Origin of the sequence: Paenibacillus tyrphae, assembly GCF_027925525.1 — a bacterium.
In the GTDB taxonomy this organism is placed as follows: Bacteria; Bacillota; Bacilli; order Paenibacillales; family NBRC-103111; genus Paenibacillus_G; species Paenibacillus_G tyrfis_B.
Genome location: NZ_BSDJ01000020.1, coordinates 65,476 through 82,461 on the forward strand (window position 1 = coordinate 65,476; position 16,986 = coordinate 82,461).

The following is a 16,986-nucleotide window of genomic DNA, read 5'->3' on the forward strand; positions in this document are numbered from 1 at the left end:
AATAATCCCTCCGCTACTCTGCTTTCCTATGTCATAAAAAATAACATCATAGGTTGTTGAGCAAATTGTAGCATATTCCTTTTGCAAAGGAAAAGGGGCACCTCATGGGCTTGTCCTACGTCCTGCTGCCGAAGCGGATGCGGGGGCCGCCATGGTGCGGATCGCTTCTCGGAAAAGCTGGAGCGGCTTTGTTCTCCTGATCCGGATTGCTGCTCTCCCCGGGCTTGTGATCCGCTGCGGATTTGCCGTCAAAGACGGGCTTGCCCTCCGTTATGGGGCTCCCGCCTGCTTTAGGTTTGCCCTCCGATTTAAGCTTTCCGTCGACCACGGGCTGGCTTGTGCCGTTCCCGCTCCCGTCGGCTTCCTTGCCGTACGTATACGCTGCCCCGATGTTTAGCTTGCCGCTCAGCTCCCGGATCCCCAGCTGTCCGAGATTGTTGTTCAGATCGACGTGCTCGACGACGACCTTCTCAATAGATAACGATTGAATCACAATGGCGGGCTGAGTCTGCCGTTCCTCCAGCTTTTCTATCAGTTGGTTCAACCGTTCTTCCAGCTGACGGAGCCGCTGCACTTCTTCCTGTTTACCGCCTTGCTGCGGGGGCGCGTTGGAATTGGACGTTGTCCCGAAAAGCGATTTCCTGTTCATCGTATCCCCACTTTTTTGGTAATAATCGAATTATTCGATCTCGATATGTTCGTCTTTGCGCCGCATTCTTTCGTAGTTGAGAAACAGCAGCCCCCGCTCGAAGCGGGCATGGACCGGAGACTGCTCTCCCAGCTGCGGCAGCGAAATCGTACGCTCGAACGGTCCGTAAAAACGTTCTTTATGCAGCGGTACGGCATTGTCGAGCGGCGGCTTCGCTATCCCCCGTACGGTCAGTTCGTTGCCCGACAACGTCAGGTCCACGTCCTCCCTGCACAGCCCGGGGAGCTCCAGCACAAGCCAGTTCTCCTCCTCCCGCTCGTACAGATCATACGCCGGATAAGCGCTTGGCTTAGTGCCTTGCGCACCTCCGGGAGCCGCTTCGTCATGGCTCTCGAGTATGGACTTCCAAAAGTCCCCTTTCTCGAGCTTCTGCGCCAGCTCCATCCACTGCTTCAGTTTATCCATGTCCATAGCCCGAAGCCCCCCAATGGCAACCGCTCCATATACAACCCTCTTGTCCCCTCTATCCGCAACCCGCTGAATGTTAGATGGTGCTCGTCACCGGAGCATTCGGGCTGCCGAACGAATTCTGATTTTGATCTACAAGATCCGGGTCCGCCGCAGCATTGATCATCAACGAGGAAACGGGCGAAAGGTCTCCGTTGGCAAAATTGGCGCCGACGACTTTCAAGTTGACCGTGTGGCCGTTTTGCACTATCGTGCCGAAATCGATGTTCGCGTTTTTGGACAATCCGTTCGTCTTAATATTAAAAATATTAATAATGTTGGGCATCGGTGACGCCTCCTTCTGCTTGCAAGCCCGCTGGTAAAGCTAAAGCATACGCTTCATTTGGGAGAGAGCGTAATCTCCCCTTGGTCGTTCAGATCGGGATCAATATAAATATTGCGCATCTCGGACCGTGACGGGGATTCGTCCCCGAAGGACGCATTGGTTCCTTGCGTTTTGGAACGAACCGTATGGCCGTGGTGGAATGTATCCCCGATGCTGAAGGAGCCGTTATTCGAGATGCTGTTGATTTTGATATAAAAAATATTTATCGCCGGCGTCGTCACAAGAACCCACCCGCTTTCGGCATTGATTCTCTATTGTATGCGCGGAAAGGCAGTCATTTGCCCGCCAAAGCAAAAAAAGCGCAAAAAGACGGTTGGACCATGGTCCAACCGTCAGTTCGTTGCGGCGTGCAATCTATTATTCAGCTTCCTCCGGCGCTAATGCCCACCGGCATTCGGCACGGCTCCCCCGCCTTCCGGATCCGCCGCCGCGGCGGTAGAAGGGGCTCCGGTATATTTGGCAAGATACTGCTTCCCGAACATTTCATCATATTGAAGCTCCCGGTACTTCTCCACATCGGCAGCCGCCGAAGCCGGAACCGACGCATGCATCTGTCCGTCCGAATCGATGACGAGATTGCGCAGCAGACCCGGAATCTTCTTGGACAGCTCGGCATTGTACGCCAGCGCGGCAGGCTTCTCCATCTGCAGCCGGTCCAGCACATAGGCGCTCAGGAACGAGTTGCTCAGCACCGGCACCTGCTCCTTCGCCATGTCGAAGTTGGACCACATCACAAAAGGTACGCTGTGCATCTTTTTCAGCTCCTCCAGCGACCATTGATCCGATTTGGCCGTATGAATGAACCCGGACTGCACATACACATCGTAATCGTACCCAAGCATCGGCAGATGATCGCCATAGAACACGATAATCGTCGGCTCGTTGGACTTTTGGAAATGATCGATCAACAGCTGCAGACTGCTGTCCGCATCGCGGGCACCGTGCACGTACGTTTCCAGCGTATCGCGGGCCGCATCGTCAAGGCTGCCTTGAACTTTAACGGGATTGTCGCTGCCGTAGCGGTGATCGTCGTAAGGGCCGTGATTCTGCATCGTGACCGCATAGATGAACGTCGGGTTGTCGTTGGACTCCACTTCCTTGATAATGCTCTTGGACACCTCGTCATCCGCGATGAAATCGCCGCGGTACTCGGGATTCTGGAAGCCGTCCTTGCTCTGGAAGCTGTCGAAGCCCATATGCTTATAGACGTTCTCGCGGTTCCAGAACCAGCCTTCGTACGAATGGATCGCGGCGCTCTTGTAGCCGAGGCCCTTGAAATAGCTGGCCATGCTCGGAATCGGCTTACTGATGTACTGCTGATACGGCACCGATCCGGCCGGCAGAAAACTCATCGACTGCCCGGTCAGCACCTCAAATTCGACATTGCTTGTGCCGCCGCCGAACTGCGGCGATAACAGGTAGCCCGACGTACTCTCCTGCTGAAGCCGGTGCACCGTAGGCACCGGGTCTTCGCTGAAGCTGACGTTCGGCAGCAAGGTCGGGTCCCAGAACGCTTCGTTCATAATAAAAATAACGTTCGGCTTCACTCCGCTTGCGGCGTTCGCCGTCGACGGACCGACCATTTCGTTCAGGCTTTCGGCCAAACTGGCCATCGTAGGCTCACTGTAGCCCGGCGGCTTCGGTACGATCGTATTTTTTACATTCATAGTGAATGCCAAGGACAGCCCGTTCGTTCCGTAGTTTTCCTGCTGGTTCCAGACGATCTCGTTCACTCCCGCCCGGTCCAACAGCGTTCCGACCCATGGAGCCCGCACGCCAAAGCTGTACAAGGCGAAGATACACAGCGCGCCGAGGACTACCCGGGTTACAGGGCGCAGCGACAGCCGCGGTACCCACAGACGGAACAGGAAGATCACAGCCACGATGGCGAAGATCAGCCCGATCCGCACAAGAGCGGTACGAGTCGTGACCAGCGGCAAGATGTTCATGCTCTCCTTGTTCAGGAAAATATCCCATGGAAAGAAAGGTTCGCCGATCAGCTTGACCTTGAAATAACTGATCAGCGATACGATCGATAGCAGCAGGGCGCTAATGCCGGCAGACATCACCAGCGACCCGATGATACAGTAAATCAACACAAACACCAGAAACACAATCAAAGCATTCAATTCGAACAGCTTCCAATTGGCGGTTAGCCAAGTCCAGGTCTCGTGTACGGTTCCCCGTCCTATCAGCTCCATGCCAAATACCAGAAGCAGGGGAATTCCAATCATTGCGGCAACGATAAAGCTGTTCCAACCCATGCGGGCAAGCTTTGACCGTGATGACTTTGGCTGTCCTTGGACACCCAAGGGACGCATCGCTTCTCACACTCCTATCAGCCCGCATATCGTTCTTATTGCGGAATCAATTTTTAACTTATTGTAAAGGCTGAATATTAAAGAAAAATGAATTTAAGATGAAAGGGAGAAATTGGTCCTTCCGGCTCAGGACTTATCCCCGTTATCGGCAAAAAAGAGCAAGGCTCGCTCCGGAGAGGTGGCCTGCTCTTTCTTATTACCCAAATTTGCAAAAGGTTAACACTTATGGGGCCGATGGCTGCCATTTTTTTATTTTGTACAGCCGCCACTCGTTGTCAAAATCATGATACAGCTCGGCCCATTCGTTGCCCTTTTCGTACAAATCCTTGTATTTCGTATTAATGGCGCTTTTGTCGGCGTTCGGCAGCGGCCGCGGGATCAGAATATAATCGACGCCGTTGCCGGGCGGATCGTTCTTGGCCTTCTTGAAGTCGTAATCGCTCGTAATCAAAAATTTCTTCGTATTGCGGCTGTTCACCAGAATCGTAAACGCGGAGGCCGAGTCGGTCAGGATGGTCGCATCCCCCATATGCTCGTCCAGCCACTTCGCCACGGAGCGGTCCAGAATCTGGCTTTGGTAATATTTATTCCCGCTCTTGATCGTCAGAAACGTGTTCTCGTCAGGTGCAATCTGCGGGTTGGTGACCGCATACGACAGCAGCGTGGAAGTCGCCAGCAGTCCGGCAGCCACAACGGTGAAGGCGGCCCGGCGCTTCCTGAGCAGGCCGAGCTCGTAAGGAATCCAGGCTACCGTAATCGGATACACGTACATAAAATAGCGGAACCAGCCGAAAGACGACTCTTTCATCAGAAGCGCAAATTGCAGTCCCGGAATGGACAGGAACAAGCACACCAGCACCAAAGTCTCCCAACGCAGCAGCCGTCCCGCAAACGTACGGATCAGGAGTACGGCCGCCAGCGGCGCGGAAAACCAGGCGGTCTTTTTGGCAACGAAACCCAAGGCCAGCAGCGGGCTGTTAAAGATCCGGCTGAAGTTCTCGTCGGCCTTCAGCGCGTCGGACTGGGCCTGATTGGAATACTCGGAGTGCAGGAAGTAAAGCGCGTCGCCCATAATAATATAGTTGAAAAAGATCCAGAGCAGCCCCGAAAACACGGCCGGCAGCAGCAAAATGAACGCGGTGGCCTCCACCTTGCGGGCCCGTTCCGCCCATGGCAGCAGTCTTTCCCCTTCGCCAGGCGGCATCAGCAGCAGGACGATCAGCAGAGCGGCTCCCAAGGATACGCCGAAGGGGACGGCTTCGTACCTCGTCCAGAACGCCAGGGCCAGCGCAAAGCCAGCAAGCACCAGGTGGCTGATTTGCCGCGTTTTGAGCCAGTCGCCGAACCGGATCACGGTGTACATGAGAAAGTAAATATAAGGCGCGTCGCTGAGCCCGTTCGCCCCGAACAGGAAAACGAACGGATTCAGGCAGTACAGCAGGCTGAGTCCGAGGCTCATGCCGAACGACAAGCCGTTGCGCCGCCCGGCATCATACAAGAGCAGCGCCGTGAGTCCGGCGAAGACGCTGGTAACCAGCACCCCGGCCAGCCCGTAGGAAGCCAGCTCCGGCAGGATCGGGTACAGCACCAGAACGGCCAGCTCCATGAGGCTCGGCAATGGATTCCATACGAACCCGATGGCGCCCAGATGGGGGTCGCGGCTGTAGAGTACATAGAATGCGTTAGCCACCCGGCTGAGCGCGTCCGAATGCATGTATCCGACGACATAACTAATATAGAAGCCGAGCGCGAGCTCGGTTAGAAAGAAAAACAAAAATAATCCCCAGCGAAATGCGTTTCTTCTCAGCATCGATTCAAAGTTTCTCCCGTCCGAAAAATAACTGCGGCCAGATTCGTCAAAGAATAGGCATTTAGAACCATTATAGAACGAGAGTATGCTGGTGAAAAGAGGTAATTCAGGAATGCGGTCTCAATGCAGGATAGTCGTTCCGGTACGATGCGCAAAAAAGCCGTGCGCGACTCTCGCACTTTCCGAGTCACGCACGACTTGTGCCGAAGGCTTATTTGCCGCCAAGCACGGCTTCGATCCGCTCCAGCTCTTCGCTGCCGAATTCGAGCTTGCTTACCGCGCCTACGGCATCCTCGATTTGGCTTACTTTGCTCGCTCCGATGAGAGCGGAGGTTACCCTGCCTCCGCGGAGCACCCACGAAATCGCCATCTGCGACAGCTTCTGGCCGCGCTCCCGGGCGATAACGTTCAACTTGCGCACTTTGTCCATCACTTCGTCTGTCAGCTCCTCCGGCTTCAGAAAGACGCTCGAACCGGCCGCGCGGGAATCTGCCGGAATTCCGTTCAGGTAACGGTCGGTCAGGATGCCCTTGTAAAGCGGCGAGTAAGCGATGCTGCCGACGCCTTCCCGCTCCAGCAAATCCAGCAGGCCGTCTTCGACCCAGCGGTCCAGCATGGAGTAGCGCGGCTGATGAATGACGCACGGCGTGCCGAGCGACTTCAGCATGGCGAGCGCCTGCTCCGCCCGGTCAGCCCGATAATTCGAGATGCCGACATACAGCGCTTTCCCTTGGCGCACGAGGTGGTCGAGCGCGCCCATCGTTTCCTCCAGCGGAGTGTTCGGGTCCGGACGGTGATGGTAATAAATATCGACGTAGTCCAGCTTCATCCGCTTAAGGCTCTGATCGAGACTCGCGATCATATTTTTGCGGGAGCCCCATTCGCCATAAGGTCCCGGCCACATGTAGTAGCCCGCTTTCGTCGAAATGATCAGCTCGTCACGGTAGTTTTGGAGATCGGAGTGAAGTATTTTGCCGAACGTTTCCTCTGCCGATCCCGGAGGCGGTCCGTAGTTGTTCGCCAAATCGAAATGCGTGATGCCCAGGTCAAAGGCGCGCCGGACCATAGTCCGGCCGTTCTCATAGATGTCACCGCCGCCAAAGTTGTGCCACAAGCCCAAGGAAACGGCCGGCAGTTTCAGCCCGCTGGCTCCGAGCCGGTTATATTTCATCGTGTCATACCGGTCGCCGCTCGGTAAATAAGACATATTCGCAACTCCTCCTTAGGAAAGTGATTTAATAACCTGCACTGCTTGTTTCATTGTAGCGCGCACCGTTGGAAAATCGTATGTCAGCATGTTGGATAAAATATAGTATAATGTCACTTAATCCTCTTCATGGTGAAGCGGACTTACGGAGCGGAGGTGGCAAGCGTGTGTGCCTTTAAGTATGTTCACAGGCCCGGACCGCACGAGGCGGGTACGGACTTGAAGCTGTACTACTGCGGGATGGAAGACTGCGCGCCCGGACATTCCTGGGGACCCGGTCTGAAGGATCATTATAAAATTCATTACGTCCATCGCGGACGCGGCGTGTACCGGACTCCCTGGCAGACGTACGAGCTCTCGGCAGGATACGGCTTTCTCGTGTCCCCGGACACGGTATCGTCCTATCAGGCCGACCTCGACGAGCCTTGGACGTATTCCTGGGCGGCCTTCAACGGGGTGCAGGCGAAGCATTATTTGCAGCGAGCTCGCCTCAGTCCGGAGCAGCCGGTCTTCCAGTGCCGCAGACCGGAGGTCATCGAAGGCTGTCTTCAGCGCATGTTGTTCGAGGCCGGCCGAAGGTCTCCGAGCCGGGATATGAAGCTGCTGGGCGCGCTGTATGACTTTTTGTCCGTACTGACCGACGAAGCTTATGAGGAAGAGGACATGCCGCCGGAAGCTTTTGTCCCGATGCGGGATAGGTATGTAAAACAAGCATTGGAATTTATCGAAACGAATTATTCGAGGAATTTTACGATAGAGGAGCTGGCCCAGTCGATCGGTCTCGGCCGAAAATACTTGTCCCGGCTGTTCAAGGAGGCGCTCGGCGTATCGCCCCAGCACTTCCTCCTCCGGTATCGTATGGACAAGGCTTGCGAGCTGATGAACAATGGCGCGCTATCGATCAGCCAGATTGCCTATTCGGTCGGGTATAAGGATCAGCTGTTGTTCTCGCGCATGTTCAAGAAGATGAATGGCCTGGCTCCCAGCCATTACAGGAACCGTTAGGCTCGGCAGCGCTTTTTCATTGGACGGTCCGCGAAACCTCCCTTTCGTTTGTCCGTACTACCTACTACTCACGAAACGGGAGGAATTCGCGATGCTTAAACATTTGCTGAAAAAAATCGTTCACTCCGTCACGCATTCCAAGCAGGGCCACTACCGGCACGGAAGCAGCTCGCACCGGTTCGTCCAGCCGCGGCGCTACTCGTCGTCAGACCACCGGCACCATTCCGGATACGGCCACGGCTATTATAAGAACAAATCCCGCCGTCACTCCAGCTCCTGATTAGCGCCTGCCGCATTTTGCAGCCTCTGCAGCGTGTTGTCCAATTCGAAGCGAAACGATTCCGTATCCGCATAAGGCGGCTCCACTTGCAGGAGCCGCCTTATTATATGCTTGACGTCGCCCGAGACGGCGAGCTCCTCCTGCCAGTCGGCCGGCGGCTGCCCGGGGCGTTCTTGATACGAAGAATACAGCAGAAACAACAGCAGATGCCCCACCGCGTACAAATCGCTCCGCACCTCGGGCGTTCTCCGCTTCCTGAGCTCCTCGTCCGCATACGACTCCGCCGCTTCTTCGCCGATCCGTTTGGCCAAGCCGAAATCGATCAAGTAGAGGCGCTCCTCCCGAAGGATCACGTTAGGAATCCGGACATCAAGATGGACGATGCCTTGGTCGTGGACATAGCCGACAATCTCCATCAACTTGGCGATCCACCGTAGGCTTTCGAGCTCCGAGAACGGCCGCTCCTGCTCGAACAGCAAGTCCTCGATCGTATGCCCTTCGATCAGATCGATCGCGATGCAGAGCCGGTTCCTGTGCCGGAACGAGCCCCGGAAGCCGGGAATGCCCGGGTGCTTCAGCCCGCTCAGCAGCTCCGTCTCCCGCTCCAGCAGCCGCTCGGCCAGTTCTCCCTTGCTCGGCTTGGACTGCTTGACCACCACGTGCTCGCCGGTACGGATATCGCGGCATCGGTACGCCAGCCCGTAGCTTCCGCTGCCGAGCGAACGAACGATTTCGTAGGTTCCCGCCAGCAGACGCCCCTCCGGCTCGGGGTAATCGATCCAGGCTTGCCGGATTCCTTTGAGATAGTTTAACATCGGCCCTCCTCCAACCCGTCCAAGTCTTCGCGTACCTTCTTTCCTATGCAATCCGCTTGTTCCTACATACGAAGCGGCGCCGATTCGGGTTCCCGGAAAAAACCAGGGAAGCCTTCCGAGTCTGAAGAAAAAAGCGCCGACCCCAGGCGGGTCCGCGCTTAACGGCATATGACGATATGCCGGGAAAACGAGCCTTTGCGCACAACGCACCGCTCCAGAACGGCGAACCCGGCTTGCCCGACGAGCGTCTCCACCGGTTCGGTGGACACGATAACGGCCCGCTCCGCCAGCCGCCGGACGTTCCCGAGCAGGCGAAGCTGTTCTTCCGGCGAGATGACCGAGCACAGGTTGTACGGCAAATCGAGGACGGCGGCATCGTACCGCCCGCTCACGTCCCCGATATCCGCCACGCGGACGACGTCCGGCAGTCCGAAGTGGGCGAGATTTGCGCGGGCGCCGCGGACCGCAAGCGGATTGATGTCGGAGCCGACGATGTCGATCCCCATCGAGAGCGCCTCGACCAACACCGTGCCGATGCCGCAGCACGGATCGACCGCCCGGATGCCAGCAGGCTGCGGTACGGCAAGGTTGGCTACCGCCCGGGCGACCCGCGTGCTGAGGGCGGTGGAATAATTATGCGGCTTCCGGCTGTGCTTCAGCCAGACCGCTTCGTTCTGCCGGCAGGGGCCGAGCACCCAGCGCCCTTCGCCGTTGCAGGCGAAGCCCAGCAGCCAGTCCGGCTGGCGCATGTCGGCCCGGCCGCGGATGCGCGCGCCGAGCTCCCGCTCCATGGCGCGCTGGTCCTCGTACGCGGCATAGTGGCCCGCCTTGACGAAGACGACCTTGAACGAGCCACCGTCCAGCTCAAGCGTTCCGGCCAGTTCCCCCAGCGCCTGCAAGCTGTCAGCCTCGCACAGCACATCGACGCGCTGCTTGACGAACGGGCTGCGGCTCGGATCGACGTCCGCCGGACTCTCCAGCCAGCCGTCCTGCGCTTCCGCGCCAAGCAGCGTGCGCAGCTCAAGCGCACACAGCTCAGCCTCGTCCTCGTGACAGGCATAAGTATACAAGTATGACACCGGTCTCGTACCGGACAATTTCATGGGCAGGTCTCCCCTTATCTCTGCATAAACCTTCAAGTCTGGTTGTAATCTTATCAAAGGGGGCGGCCGGATTCAAATTAAAAAAGGCGCCTGTCTCTTCAGCCGCTGCTTCCGAGACAGGCGCCGCCCGCCGGGCAGCTTATCTTCTTTCAATGAGCAGATAAGGTTTATTCGCCCCTTGTCTGCTGCTGCCCTCGGTATACAGCGACTTGGGATTGATGACCACGAAGCTTGCCGTCTTGTCGCCGGCCAGTTGAGACAACACGTAAGCGGTTACGTCAATCTCCCTGTAAGCACTGACTGCGTTCAGATCCATAGACCCGAGCAGAGCTCCCGCCGGCGGTTTGTTATTGAAATTAATCCCGTATTCGGTCCAAGCATCGTTATCCACCGCGTATACGTTAGCGGTTAGGGTCGATACCGGAGCGCCCTCGATCACGCCCATATATAAACCCAGTTTCGCCGAGTAGACGGCGCCGGTCACGCTATTCTGATAAACGTTACCGGTCACGTTGGGCAAATATACGCTCCCGGTCACGCTCGGTTGATATACACCCCCCGTCACATTGGGGTGATAAGTTTGCCCCGTAAACGTAGGCGAATAGATGCTCCCGATGAGCCCGGCCGGATTGGACGGGAGTAAAAGAGAGCTCAAATCGAATTTCAAATACGACCGGCGGTCCCCGTCGCCTGTGGAGGTTTTGATCACGAGACGCGGGTCCCCGCCGAAATTGGCGCCGGCATAGGCGCCGCTTCGGACATAAGCATCGGCAATCGGGTATAGCTTCGAACCGATATTAATGTCGCTAACGAACAGGAATTCATATACGTAGACGGATTCTTCGCCTAACTGATCGGAGATGGAGTAGCTCCCGTTCGTCACTTCGATTTCGGTTGAAGAAGCGGCGACGCCGGTATCGTTGGTATACTTGTTCAAGGTGTACTTTCCGTTAGGAAGCGTAACCGGCATATAGGTCGCTTGCGTAACCGTATCCTGGTTGGATGCGACGAAATATACATTCTTCGTTCCGTCGTCCGCGTTGATCTTAGCTGTGTAGACATTCCCGGAAGCCATGTCGAAGCTGACATTGTTGGATGCGGAATCGTGCCATGCTTTGCCGGACGTTTGGTTCTCCAGCGGGAAAAAGACGGCGTTGTAGCTCATTCGTTTGTCCGGGTCCGTGGCATACGGCCCCCAGGCAACGCTGCCTCCTGTGCCTTTTTTCTTCTGAATGGCGATCCCTTGCCCATGTCTGGCAAAGATCGTGCCCGGCTCGAAGCTGTGCTGGATATTCGTGCTGAATTCCCAGTTGGCCGAGCCCTGCTTCTGAATCCAGAAGCCCATCTGGTTGAAGCTGCCGTACAGATCGTTCTGGTTGCTGTCCAGCACTGTAGATAATGTGCCGTTCATCGGACCGAACATAAACCGGCTGCGGACAAAATGCGACTTGCCGCTGTTCACGGCAGTGACCGTATCGCGCAGGCTCATGGAGTTCATGGCGATCAGCCGATTTTTGAACGTAATCCACGTTTGCCGCGAGATCCAATCGTTCGCTGCCGTATTGTCCGACGTATACAACCAGGTGTAACCGCTTACCGGAATGAATTTCGTATACTGCACGCCCAATTTGTCTCCAGCCAGCACCCGCTTGCCTACGGCACCGCTTTGATAAGCCGGCCCGCGCGAATTCGCATCAAGCGGGGGCATAAAATAGGACCAGGTGTATTGTCGCGGATTGCGAATTTCGCCTTTATTGGATTCCATATAGACGTTGGCTAAATAACTGTCGCGGATGAGGTATTTGTCGTCAAATTTGTTGAGAGAGGCGGTGGCTAGCGTAGGGGAGTTTTTGTTGTTGGAAAGAGCCACGTCAAACGTACCCCACCGGGCGCGAATCCCTTTGATATCTTCATCCTTTACCACGTTGTAATCGGGGACCGTCACGGGTGCGATATGATTGATATTGGCATCCCGGGTCTGTGCCGTAAAGGTGGTGACGGACAAGGAGGTGGCACCGTCCCAATACGGCCGGATATAAAATTCTTTAATAACGTTGCCGGACATTTTGTTGCGGCCGTCGCCGGTAATGGCCGTGACCGCATCCACACCCGAGGGCAGCTCGCTCGTAAGCCATGCCTGCTTGAGCTCCCCGGAGGTTCCATATTCAGATTGGCCGTTGCGGGAAAACGCAAGAGGATAATATTCCTTCGTTTTCGCGATTAAGTCCACGACATACTCCGGATCCCGGGTGTATTTGTAGTACAAGTACCATTCCGAGACGTGCTTTTGATAGAGTGGCACGGGGTTCCCGCCATAGATGTAAAGCGCTCCGCCGTTGACGCCGATGTCGTTAAACTGCTTCTTCAGGACATTTTTGGCCTCGGCGATCATGGAAGAGTTGCCGAGAAGGGCTCCCGCCATACCGAGCACCGCTACGTAGTTCTGATCCTGGTTCGGGTAATCTCCGTAGGAAGCCGAAAGCGGATACGTGTTCATTTGATACTGCGCCGCCCGGGCAATGAGGCTTCTCCAGGCGTCCCGCTTGGCTTGCGGGATAAGCGGCTCGTTCTTCAGCAGATCGTAAGCTTGGATCAGATCGACGGCGAGGAACCGGTCGATGTTCTCGTCCAAATCCCTTTCCTTCGTCCACGAACCGGTAGAGCTGATTTCCCGGCTCAAAACGAAATCCATCGCTTTGACCGCAAGCTCCAGCGCGGAAGCGCTTTGATACAAGCTGCTTCCCGGCTCGTAGTAAGCATTGGCCAGGAGAAACGCCGCAGAAGCCGAGCTGTGAGTGCCGTCCGTATAATTGTCCGTCGGGATCGTGACGTCCCTGCCGGTCGCCGGATCGATCTGGCCCATTGCGTGAATGGCGGTGAGCTCCATCTGGTCCTTATAGAAGTTCGACCAGTTTTTATTGTTCTCCAAGCCGATGTAGCCGGACAAATCGTTGTTGTCCACCTGGATCGGCGCCTGCGAGACGTAATTCGTTCCGTTTACGTTCAGCGTCAGTCTGGCGGTGTAGGCACCGTTCGCCACGTAGCTGCCTCCGTTGTCCTTTCCGTCCCACTTCAGCGTCTTGCGGACATCGGCTGCCATAGATTCGCCGCTCGTCAGCGTACGGACGACCGTCCCGCCGGACAAAATGTCCACGGTGGCGACGCTTGCGGTATCAGGCGTGAAGGCCAACAGGGAGTAATCATTCGCTCCTGGCGTCACGTTGGGGGTAATGAGGTCAGGGAATGCTTCAAGCCGCTGCGTTTTGATTTTGAGCGGAGGGCCGTAGCTTGTCGTCTGGCCCGAAGGGGGAATGGCCTTGATCCGAACGTAGGAGACGCCTTCCGGTAAGTCGACCGGAATCCGGTAAGCGATACCCAAAATATCGTCAAAGGTCGTGACGCCGCTGGCGAAATTCGGATCGGCGCTGATCTGCAAGCTGTACTTGGCTACGTTAGGCTGGTTCATCCAACTGATGACCGGTCTGCCGTTCCAGTTCGAGAATTTCGGCTTCATCACCGAATCCGGCTCCAGCCGTTCCGCCACCATTTGAGCCAGGTCCCACCATACCGTTCCGGCGGCGCCTCTGATTATCAGCTCGACCTTCAGCTTCGCGGCGCCGGACGGTGGCTTGAATTTCAGATCGAGCCGTCCCCACATATTGGAGCCGTTGTTTCCTTTTACGTAGACGGGAAACCCGGTCTCCGCATCGGCGGCGTCGAAGAATGATACTTTCGCCAGTACCCCGTCCGTATAGGCCGTAGTCAGCTCCACATTGTCCGTCCGGTAATAGACCGAAAAACGGGCTCCGTCCGCATAAGCCGGATCGACCGGAAAAGTCTGGCTGAGCACGGATTGGCTCTGAGAGCTGGCGTTCACCACTTTCAAGGAACGGTTCCAGTTGTAGGTGTGCACGGTTTCCGCACTGACACTGCCGCCTCCGCTAAAGCTCCAATAATCCGGAACACCGTCCGCATTGGAGTCGTTCTCGAAATCGCCGTTGTTCAGCTGGACTACAGGCTGTAGCCGGACGTCATCCCACCAGATCGTTCCGCTCGCATTCGTGAGCGCCAAGCTGATATCTACCTTCGTCGCTCCCGTTGGGACGGTGACCATTTTCTCCAGCACCGTCCAATCCGAGTCGTTCTTGTTCCCCCGCACGATCGTGTCCGTCCCGCGGGTCTGGCCGGAGTTATTGTAAAAATGAATCACGATCGTAGCTCCCTTATCAAGCGAGACGAGCCCGGCGGTTTTGTGAGCTGCACTTACCTTGTAGCCCAGGTTGCCTTGCGCCGGCAGTACGTACGTTTGCTTAATGCTCCCGGAATCCGAAGCTGACGTTCCGGTCATTTTGACCGACTTCAGCCCGTCGCTGGCCGACGACGGGTCCAAACCGATCGTCGGAGTGCCTGACGTAACAACCTTGGACCATCCGTCCGGCATTCCGTCGTTATTACTGGACGTTTCAAAGCTGGGGTTCAAAAGAAGATTGTTTGCAAACGCTTTCTTTTCTGGTGCGATAAAAAAGAGTGCGATTATCATAGACAAAGCGACGATCAATGAAATTGGACCTTTGCGCATAGGTTGTATCACCTCATCTTGGTCGTGTCATACCACAGAAGTCAACGAAACATATCGACCAACCAACCCACAAACCGACAAAAATCGACAAATTCAATTCATGCCCAACCCAATCGACGGGCGGGCGCCCCTCCTAAACAACGCACCAAGCAAACTTATCCGGCGGACGACTCAAGCTTCACCTCCATTCTTCTCTTCTTGCATCCACTCCTGAAGCCGGATGACCTCTACCCCTGCGAGCAAAACAATTCCAATTCCATGCGTATCGTTAAGCAGCGGCAGAAGCTCGCGCTTGTAATAGTCGGGATTAAACGAATACCAAGAGCCACGGCAAACGCCGTGCACATTGCCTTGCTTGTCGATCGCCAGGCGTTCCAGACCCTCCCATGCCCGGATGGCCGCATCGACGGGTGCATCTTCAAAGTCCAGCCAGCCGAAACGAATACCTCTGGACAGCGCATAGACGAACATCGCCGTGCAGGAGGTTTCCTCGTACGACTCCGGGTCTGTCAGCACTTGATGCCACAATCCGCTATCGCCCTGACACTGCAGGATTCCTTCGCAAAGCGTCCGGAATAAACGGATTAACTCCTTACGGTCCGGATGCTCCGTCGGCAGGACGGCCAGCAGCTCGGATAACGAGAACAGCACCCAACCGTTGCCGCGCCCCCACGGAATGTTCGTCGCCGTCCCGTAGGCGAAGTCGTATACGTGGGACATCAGTTTGCATTCGGGCAGAAACAAATAACGTTCGAACCGCAAAAATTGCTTCGCGGCATCGTCCATATAGCTCATCTTCCCGGTAAGCAAAGCATACCGGCAAAGAAACGGAACGCTCATATACAAATCGTCCGCCCAAAGATTCTCCGAATCCGAAAACACGCGGTATAACGTACCGTCTGGCAGACGGCTCTGTCCCTCGGCGATATAATCGGCAATCCATTCCGCACACTCCTGCGCCCCTTGCAAGGCGCCTTCCTTTCCCGCCTCCAGCATGACGGAACCGAAGGACCCGCAATCGTCGAGCATGTCGATCTTCGACAGCTGATGGTTGATGCCCGGCAGGCCGTAACGCTCCTTGTCCCATACCGTATAGGCGGCCATGGACGAGCAGGCCTCGATATGGCGTCTCGCGTAAGCGATCAAATCAGCGCGCCCGAGCGTTCTTCCGGTTTGCAGCAGCCCGTACAACGTAACTCCGAGCGGATAGTTCCATTTGGCAAACAATGCGTTCTCCAGACTCGGGCGTACCCACGTTTCCGGTTGATCGACCCGCCAATACACCGGACCTCCGGCGGATTCGAACAAGCCGTTCAGCGTCGGCTGCTTGAGCACGGTCGGCGTCTCGGCTGACGAAAATGGGCCAAGGTACATCCACGCGTCGGGCATCCCTCGCGCCGCCTCACCCGGCAGCCACTCCATCCGTTCCTCTCCGTGCCACACTTCGGCACGGAAGCCCCAGTCCCGGGCTCCGCAGAAGCTCTGGACCACGACGCTGTGCACGCCGTACTTGGCTTGCAGCGGGACCTGAAATACGCCAGCCGTGTCGGAAGCGTAAACCAGCTTGCCCCCAACCGAGACGCGGATTTTCCCCTCGCTGCTTCCCTTGAGCGTATAGTCGGCCGTTCCCTTCCGCTTCAGCCGGACCTTCGCCCAGCCTACGGCGTAATGACCGGCTTGAAGGCCATACAGCCGGTGCAGCTGTCCGACCGCCAGCTGTTCGTCGCTCCACCGGCGGAGCGGCAGCCATTCGGCTCCGCTGCCGATCTCGGACCAGCCCTCCCCGGGCAGCTCCGTCAGCGTTCCGCGAAGCGGCTTCGTGTAGATCCAGCCCATCTGCCCGCTACGCTCGTTGCCCGGCGCCAAGAAGGCCAAATACTGCCACTTGGCCGATACCGTGCCGAACTCGCCGCCGAAGCCCGAAGCCCGCTTGGTGAATTGGACGGCAAAATGCGACCAGCCCCGCTTGAGACGCACTTCGAAATCGTCTGCCCGCTGCTTGCGGATTTCCACCTCGCTCGTCGAACGGTATGCCGGCTGCCCGTTGATATAAACGACCGCCGGACAGCGGCAGTTCAGTCTCAGGCGGACGGTCGTCGAACGGTCCGACCAAACCTTGGCGCAAGCATACACGCTCTCGCCGTCCTTCGCTTCGGGAAACCGTTCGCCAAAGTCAAAATCGAAATAATAGCTGTCCGTCCCGCGGATACCATCCCCTTGAAACGTCCGGAACATAAACGGGTACGGCGGATGCTCTCCAACGTAACGGCCCGCGATACGAAGCAGCGTGCTTTCCAGATTCGGACGGGACAAATCGGCCGCCCCGCCCTCCTTCTCTTGCATCGGTTCTTTCATCCGAACAAG

13 protein-coding genes are annotated in these 16,986 nt (G+C 56.5%); 2 read left to right on the plus strand and 11 right to left on the minus strand.

Annotated elements, in window-relative coordinates; translation table 11 throughout:
• Positions 1 to 115: 115 nt before the first annotated feature.
• From QMG93_RS22485 to QMG93_RS22515, 7 genes are all read right to left on the minus strand, one after another.
• A complete protein-coding gene (locus QMG93_RS22485; protein WP_281940432.1) occupies positions 116 to 649 on the minus strand; it encodes a hypothetical protein in 534 nt (177 codons plus the stop codon).
• 30 nt (positions 650 to 679) lie between these two features.
• Positions 680 to 1,120 (minus strand): Hsp20/alpha crystallin family protein, encoded by a 441-nt coding sequence (locus QMG93_RS22490; protein WP_281940434.1) that lies wholly within the window; start codon positions 1,118 to 1,120, stop codon positions 680 to 682.
• Positions 1,121 to 1,193: 73 nt separating this feature from the next.
• On the minus strand, positions 1,194 to 1,442 hold the full coding sequence (locus QMG93_RS22495; RefSeq protein WP_281940436.1) for a spore germination protein: 249 nt from the start codon (positions 1,440 to 1,442) through the stop codon (positions 1,194 to 1,196).
• 53 nt (positions 1,443 to 1,495) lie between these two features.
• Entirely contained in the window at positions 1,496 to 1,723 is a 228-nt protein-coding gene (locus tag QMG93_RS22500; protein ID WP_281940437.1) for a spore germination protein, read from the minus strand.
• Positions 1,724 to 1,879: 156 nt separating this feature from the next.
• Positions 1,880 to 3,823, minus strand: coding sequence for an LTA synthase family protein (locus tag QMG93_RS22505; RefSeq protein WP_281940439.1), 1,944 nt, complete (start codon positions 3,821 to 3,823; stop codon positions 1,880 to 1,882).
• Positions 3,824 to 4,046: 223 nt separating this feature from the next.
• A complete protein-coding gene (locus QMG93_RS22510; protein WP_281940441.1) occupies positions 4,047 to 5,633 on the minus strand; it encodes an ArnT family glycosyltransferase in 1,587 nt (528 codons plus the stop codon).
• Between the two features lie 211 nt (positions 5,634 to 5,844).
• Complete coding sequence (locus QMG93_RS22515) at positions 5,845 to 6,840, minus strand: aldo/keto reductase (RefSeq protein ID WP_281940443.1); 996 nt, start codon at positions 6,838 to 6,840, stop codon at positions 5,845 to 5,847.
• 165 nt (positions 6,841 to 7,005) lie between these two features.
• On the opposite strand from QMG93_RS22515, the gene QMG93_RS22520 reads away from it, so the two are divergent.
• Together QMG93_RS22520 and QMG93_RS22525 are read left to right on the plus strand one after the other, a co-directional pair.
• Entirely contained in the window at positions 7,006 to 7,845 is an 840-nt protein-coding gene (locus QMG93_RS22520) for an AraC family transcriptional regulator (RefSeq protein ID WP_281940444.1), read from the plus strand.
• A 91-nt stretch (positions 7,846 to 7,936) separates the two neighbouring features.
• On the plus strand, positions 7,937 to 8,125 hold the full coding sequence (locus QMG93_RS22525; RefSeq protein WP_281940447.1) for a hypothetical protein: 189 nt from the start codon (positions 7,937 to 7,939) through the stop codon (positions 8,123 to 8,125).
• Here QMG93_RS22525 and QMG93_RS22530 read toward each other — a convergent pair.
• The 4 genes from QMG93_RS22530 to QMG93_RS22545 form a co-directional block, all read right to left on the minus strand.
• Positions 8,110 to 8,940, minus strand: coding sequence for a serine/threonine protein kinase (locus QMG93_RS22530; RefSeq protein ID WP_281940449.1), 831 nt, complete (start codon positions 8,938 to 8,940; stop codon positions 8,110 to 8,112). The genes QMG93_RS22525 and QMG93_RS22530 overlap by 16 nt on opposite strands.
• Before the next feature lie 158 nt (positions 8,941 to 9,098).
• Positions 9,099 to 10,043 (minus strand): TRM11 family SAM-dependent methyltransferase, encoded by a 945-nt coding sequence (locus QMG93_RS22535; protein WP_281940451.1) that lies wholly within the window; start codon positions 10,041 to 10,043, stop codon positions 9,099 to 9,101.
• Between the two features lie 139 nt (positions 10,044 to 10,182).
• The gene (locus tag QMG93_RS22540; RefSeq protein WP_281940453.1) at positions 10,183 to 14,622 is read right to left on the minus strand and encodes a DNRLRE domain-containing protein; all 4,440 of its coding nucleotides are present in this window, start codon (positions 14,620 to 14,622) and stop codon (positions 10,183 to 10,185) included.
• A 171-nt stretch (positions 14,623 to 14,793) separates the two neighbouring features.
• Entirely contained in the window at positions 14,794 to 16,977 is a 2,184-nt protein-coding gene (locus tag QMG93_RS22545; protein ID WP_281940455.1) for a glycoside hydrolase family 105 protein, read from the minus strand.
• Positions 16,978 to 16,986: the final 9 nt, after the last annotated feature.

Excerpts from the sequence above, each read along its gene's own strand:
- QMG93_RS22535 (WP_281940451.1), bottom strand. The coding sequence starts at position 10,043 with ATGAAATTGTCCGGTACGAGACCGGTGTCATACTTGTATACTTATGCC.
- QMG93_RS22495 (WP_281940436.1), bottom strand. The coding sequence starts at position 1,442 with ATGCCCAACATTATTAATATTTTTAATATTAAGACGAACGGATTGTCC.
- QMG93_RS22540 (WP_281940453.1), bottom strand. The coding sequence starts at position 14,622 with ATGCGCAAAGGTCCAATTTCATTGATCGTCGCTTTGTCTATGATAATC.
- QMG93_RS22485 (WP_281940432.1), bottom strand. The coding sequence starts at position 649 with ATGAACAGGAAATCGCTTTTCGGGACAACGTCCAATTCCAACGCGCCC.
- QMG93_RS22510 (WP_281940441.1), bottom strand. The coding sequence starts at position 5,633 with ATGCTGAGAAGAAACGCATTTCGCTGGGGATTATTTTTGTTTTTCTTT.
- QMG93_RS22525 (WP_281940447.1), top strand. The coding sequence starts at position 7,937 with ATGCTTAAACATTTGCTGAAAAAAATCGTTCACTCCGTCACGCATTCC.
- QMG93_RS22545 (WP_281940455.1), bottom strand. The coding sequence starts at position 16,977 with ATGAAAGAACCGATGCAAGAGAAGGAGGGCGGGGCGGCCGATTTGTCC.
- QMG93_RS22505 (WP_281940439.1), bottom strand. The coding sequence starts at position 3,823 with ATGCGTCCCTTGGGTGTCCAAGGACAGCCAAAGTCATCACGGTCAAAG.
- QMG93_RS22490 (WP_281940434.1), bottom strand. The coding sequence starts at position 1,120 with ATGGACATGGATAAACTGAAGCAGTGGATGGAGCTGGCGCAGAAGCTC.
- QMG93_RS22515 (WP_281940443.1), bottom strand. The coding sequence starts at position 6,840 with ATGTCTTATTTACCGAGCGGCGACCGGTATGACACGATGAAATATAAC.
- QMG93_RS22530 (WP_281940449.1), bottom strand. The coding sequence starts at position 8,940 with ATGTTAAACTATCTCAAAGGAATCCGGCAAGCCTGGATCGATTACCCC.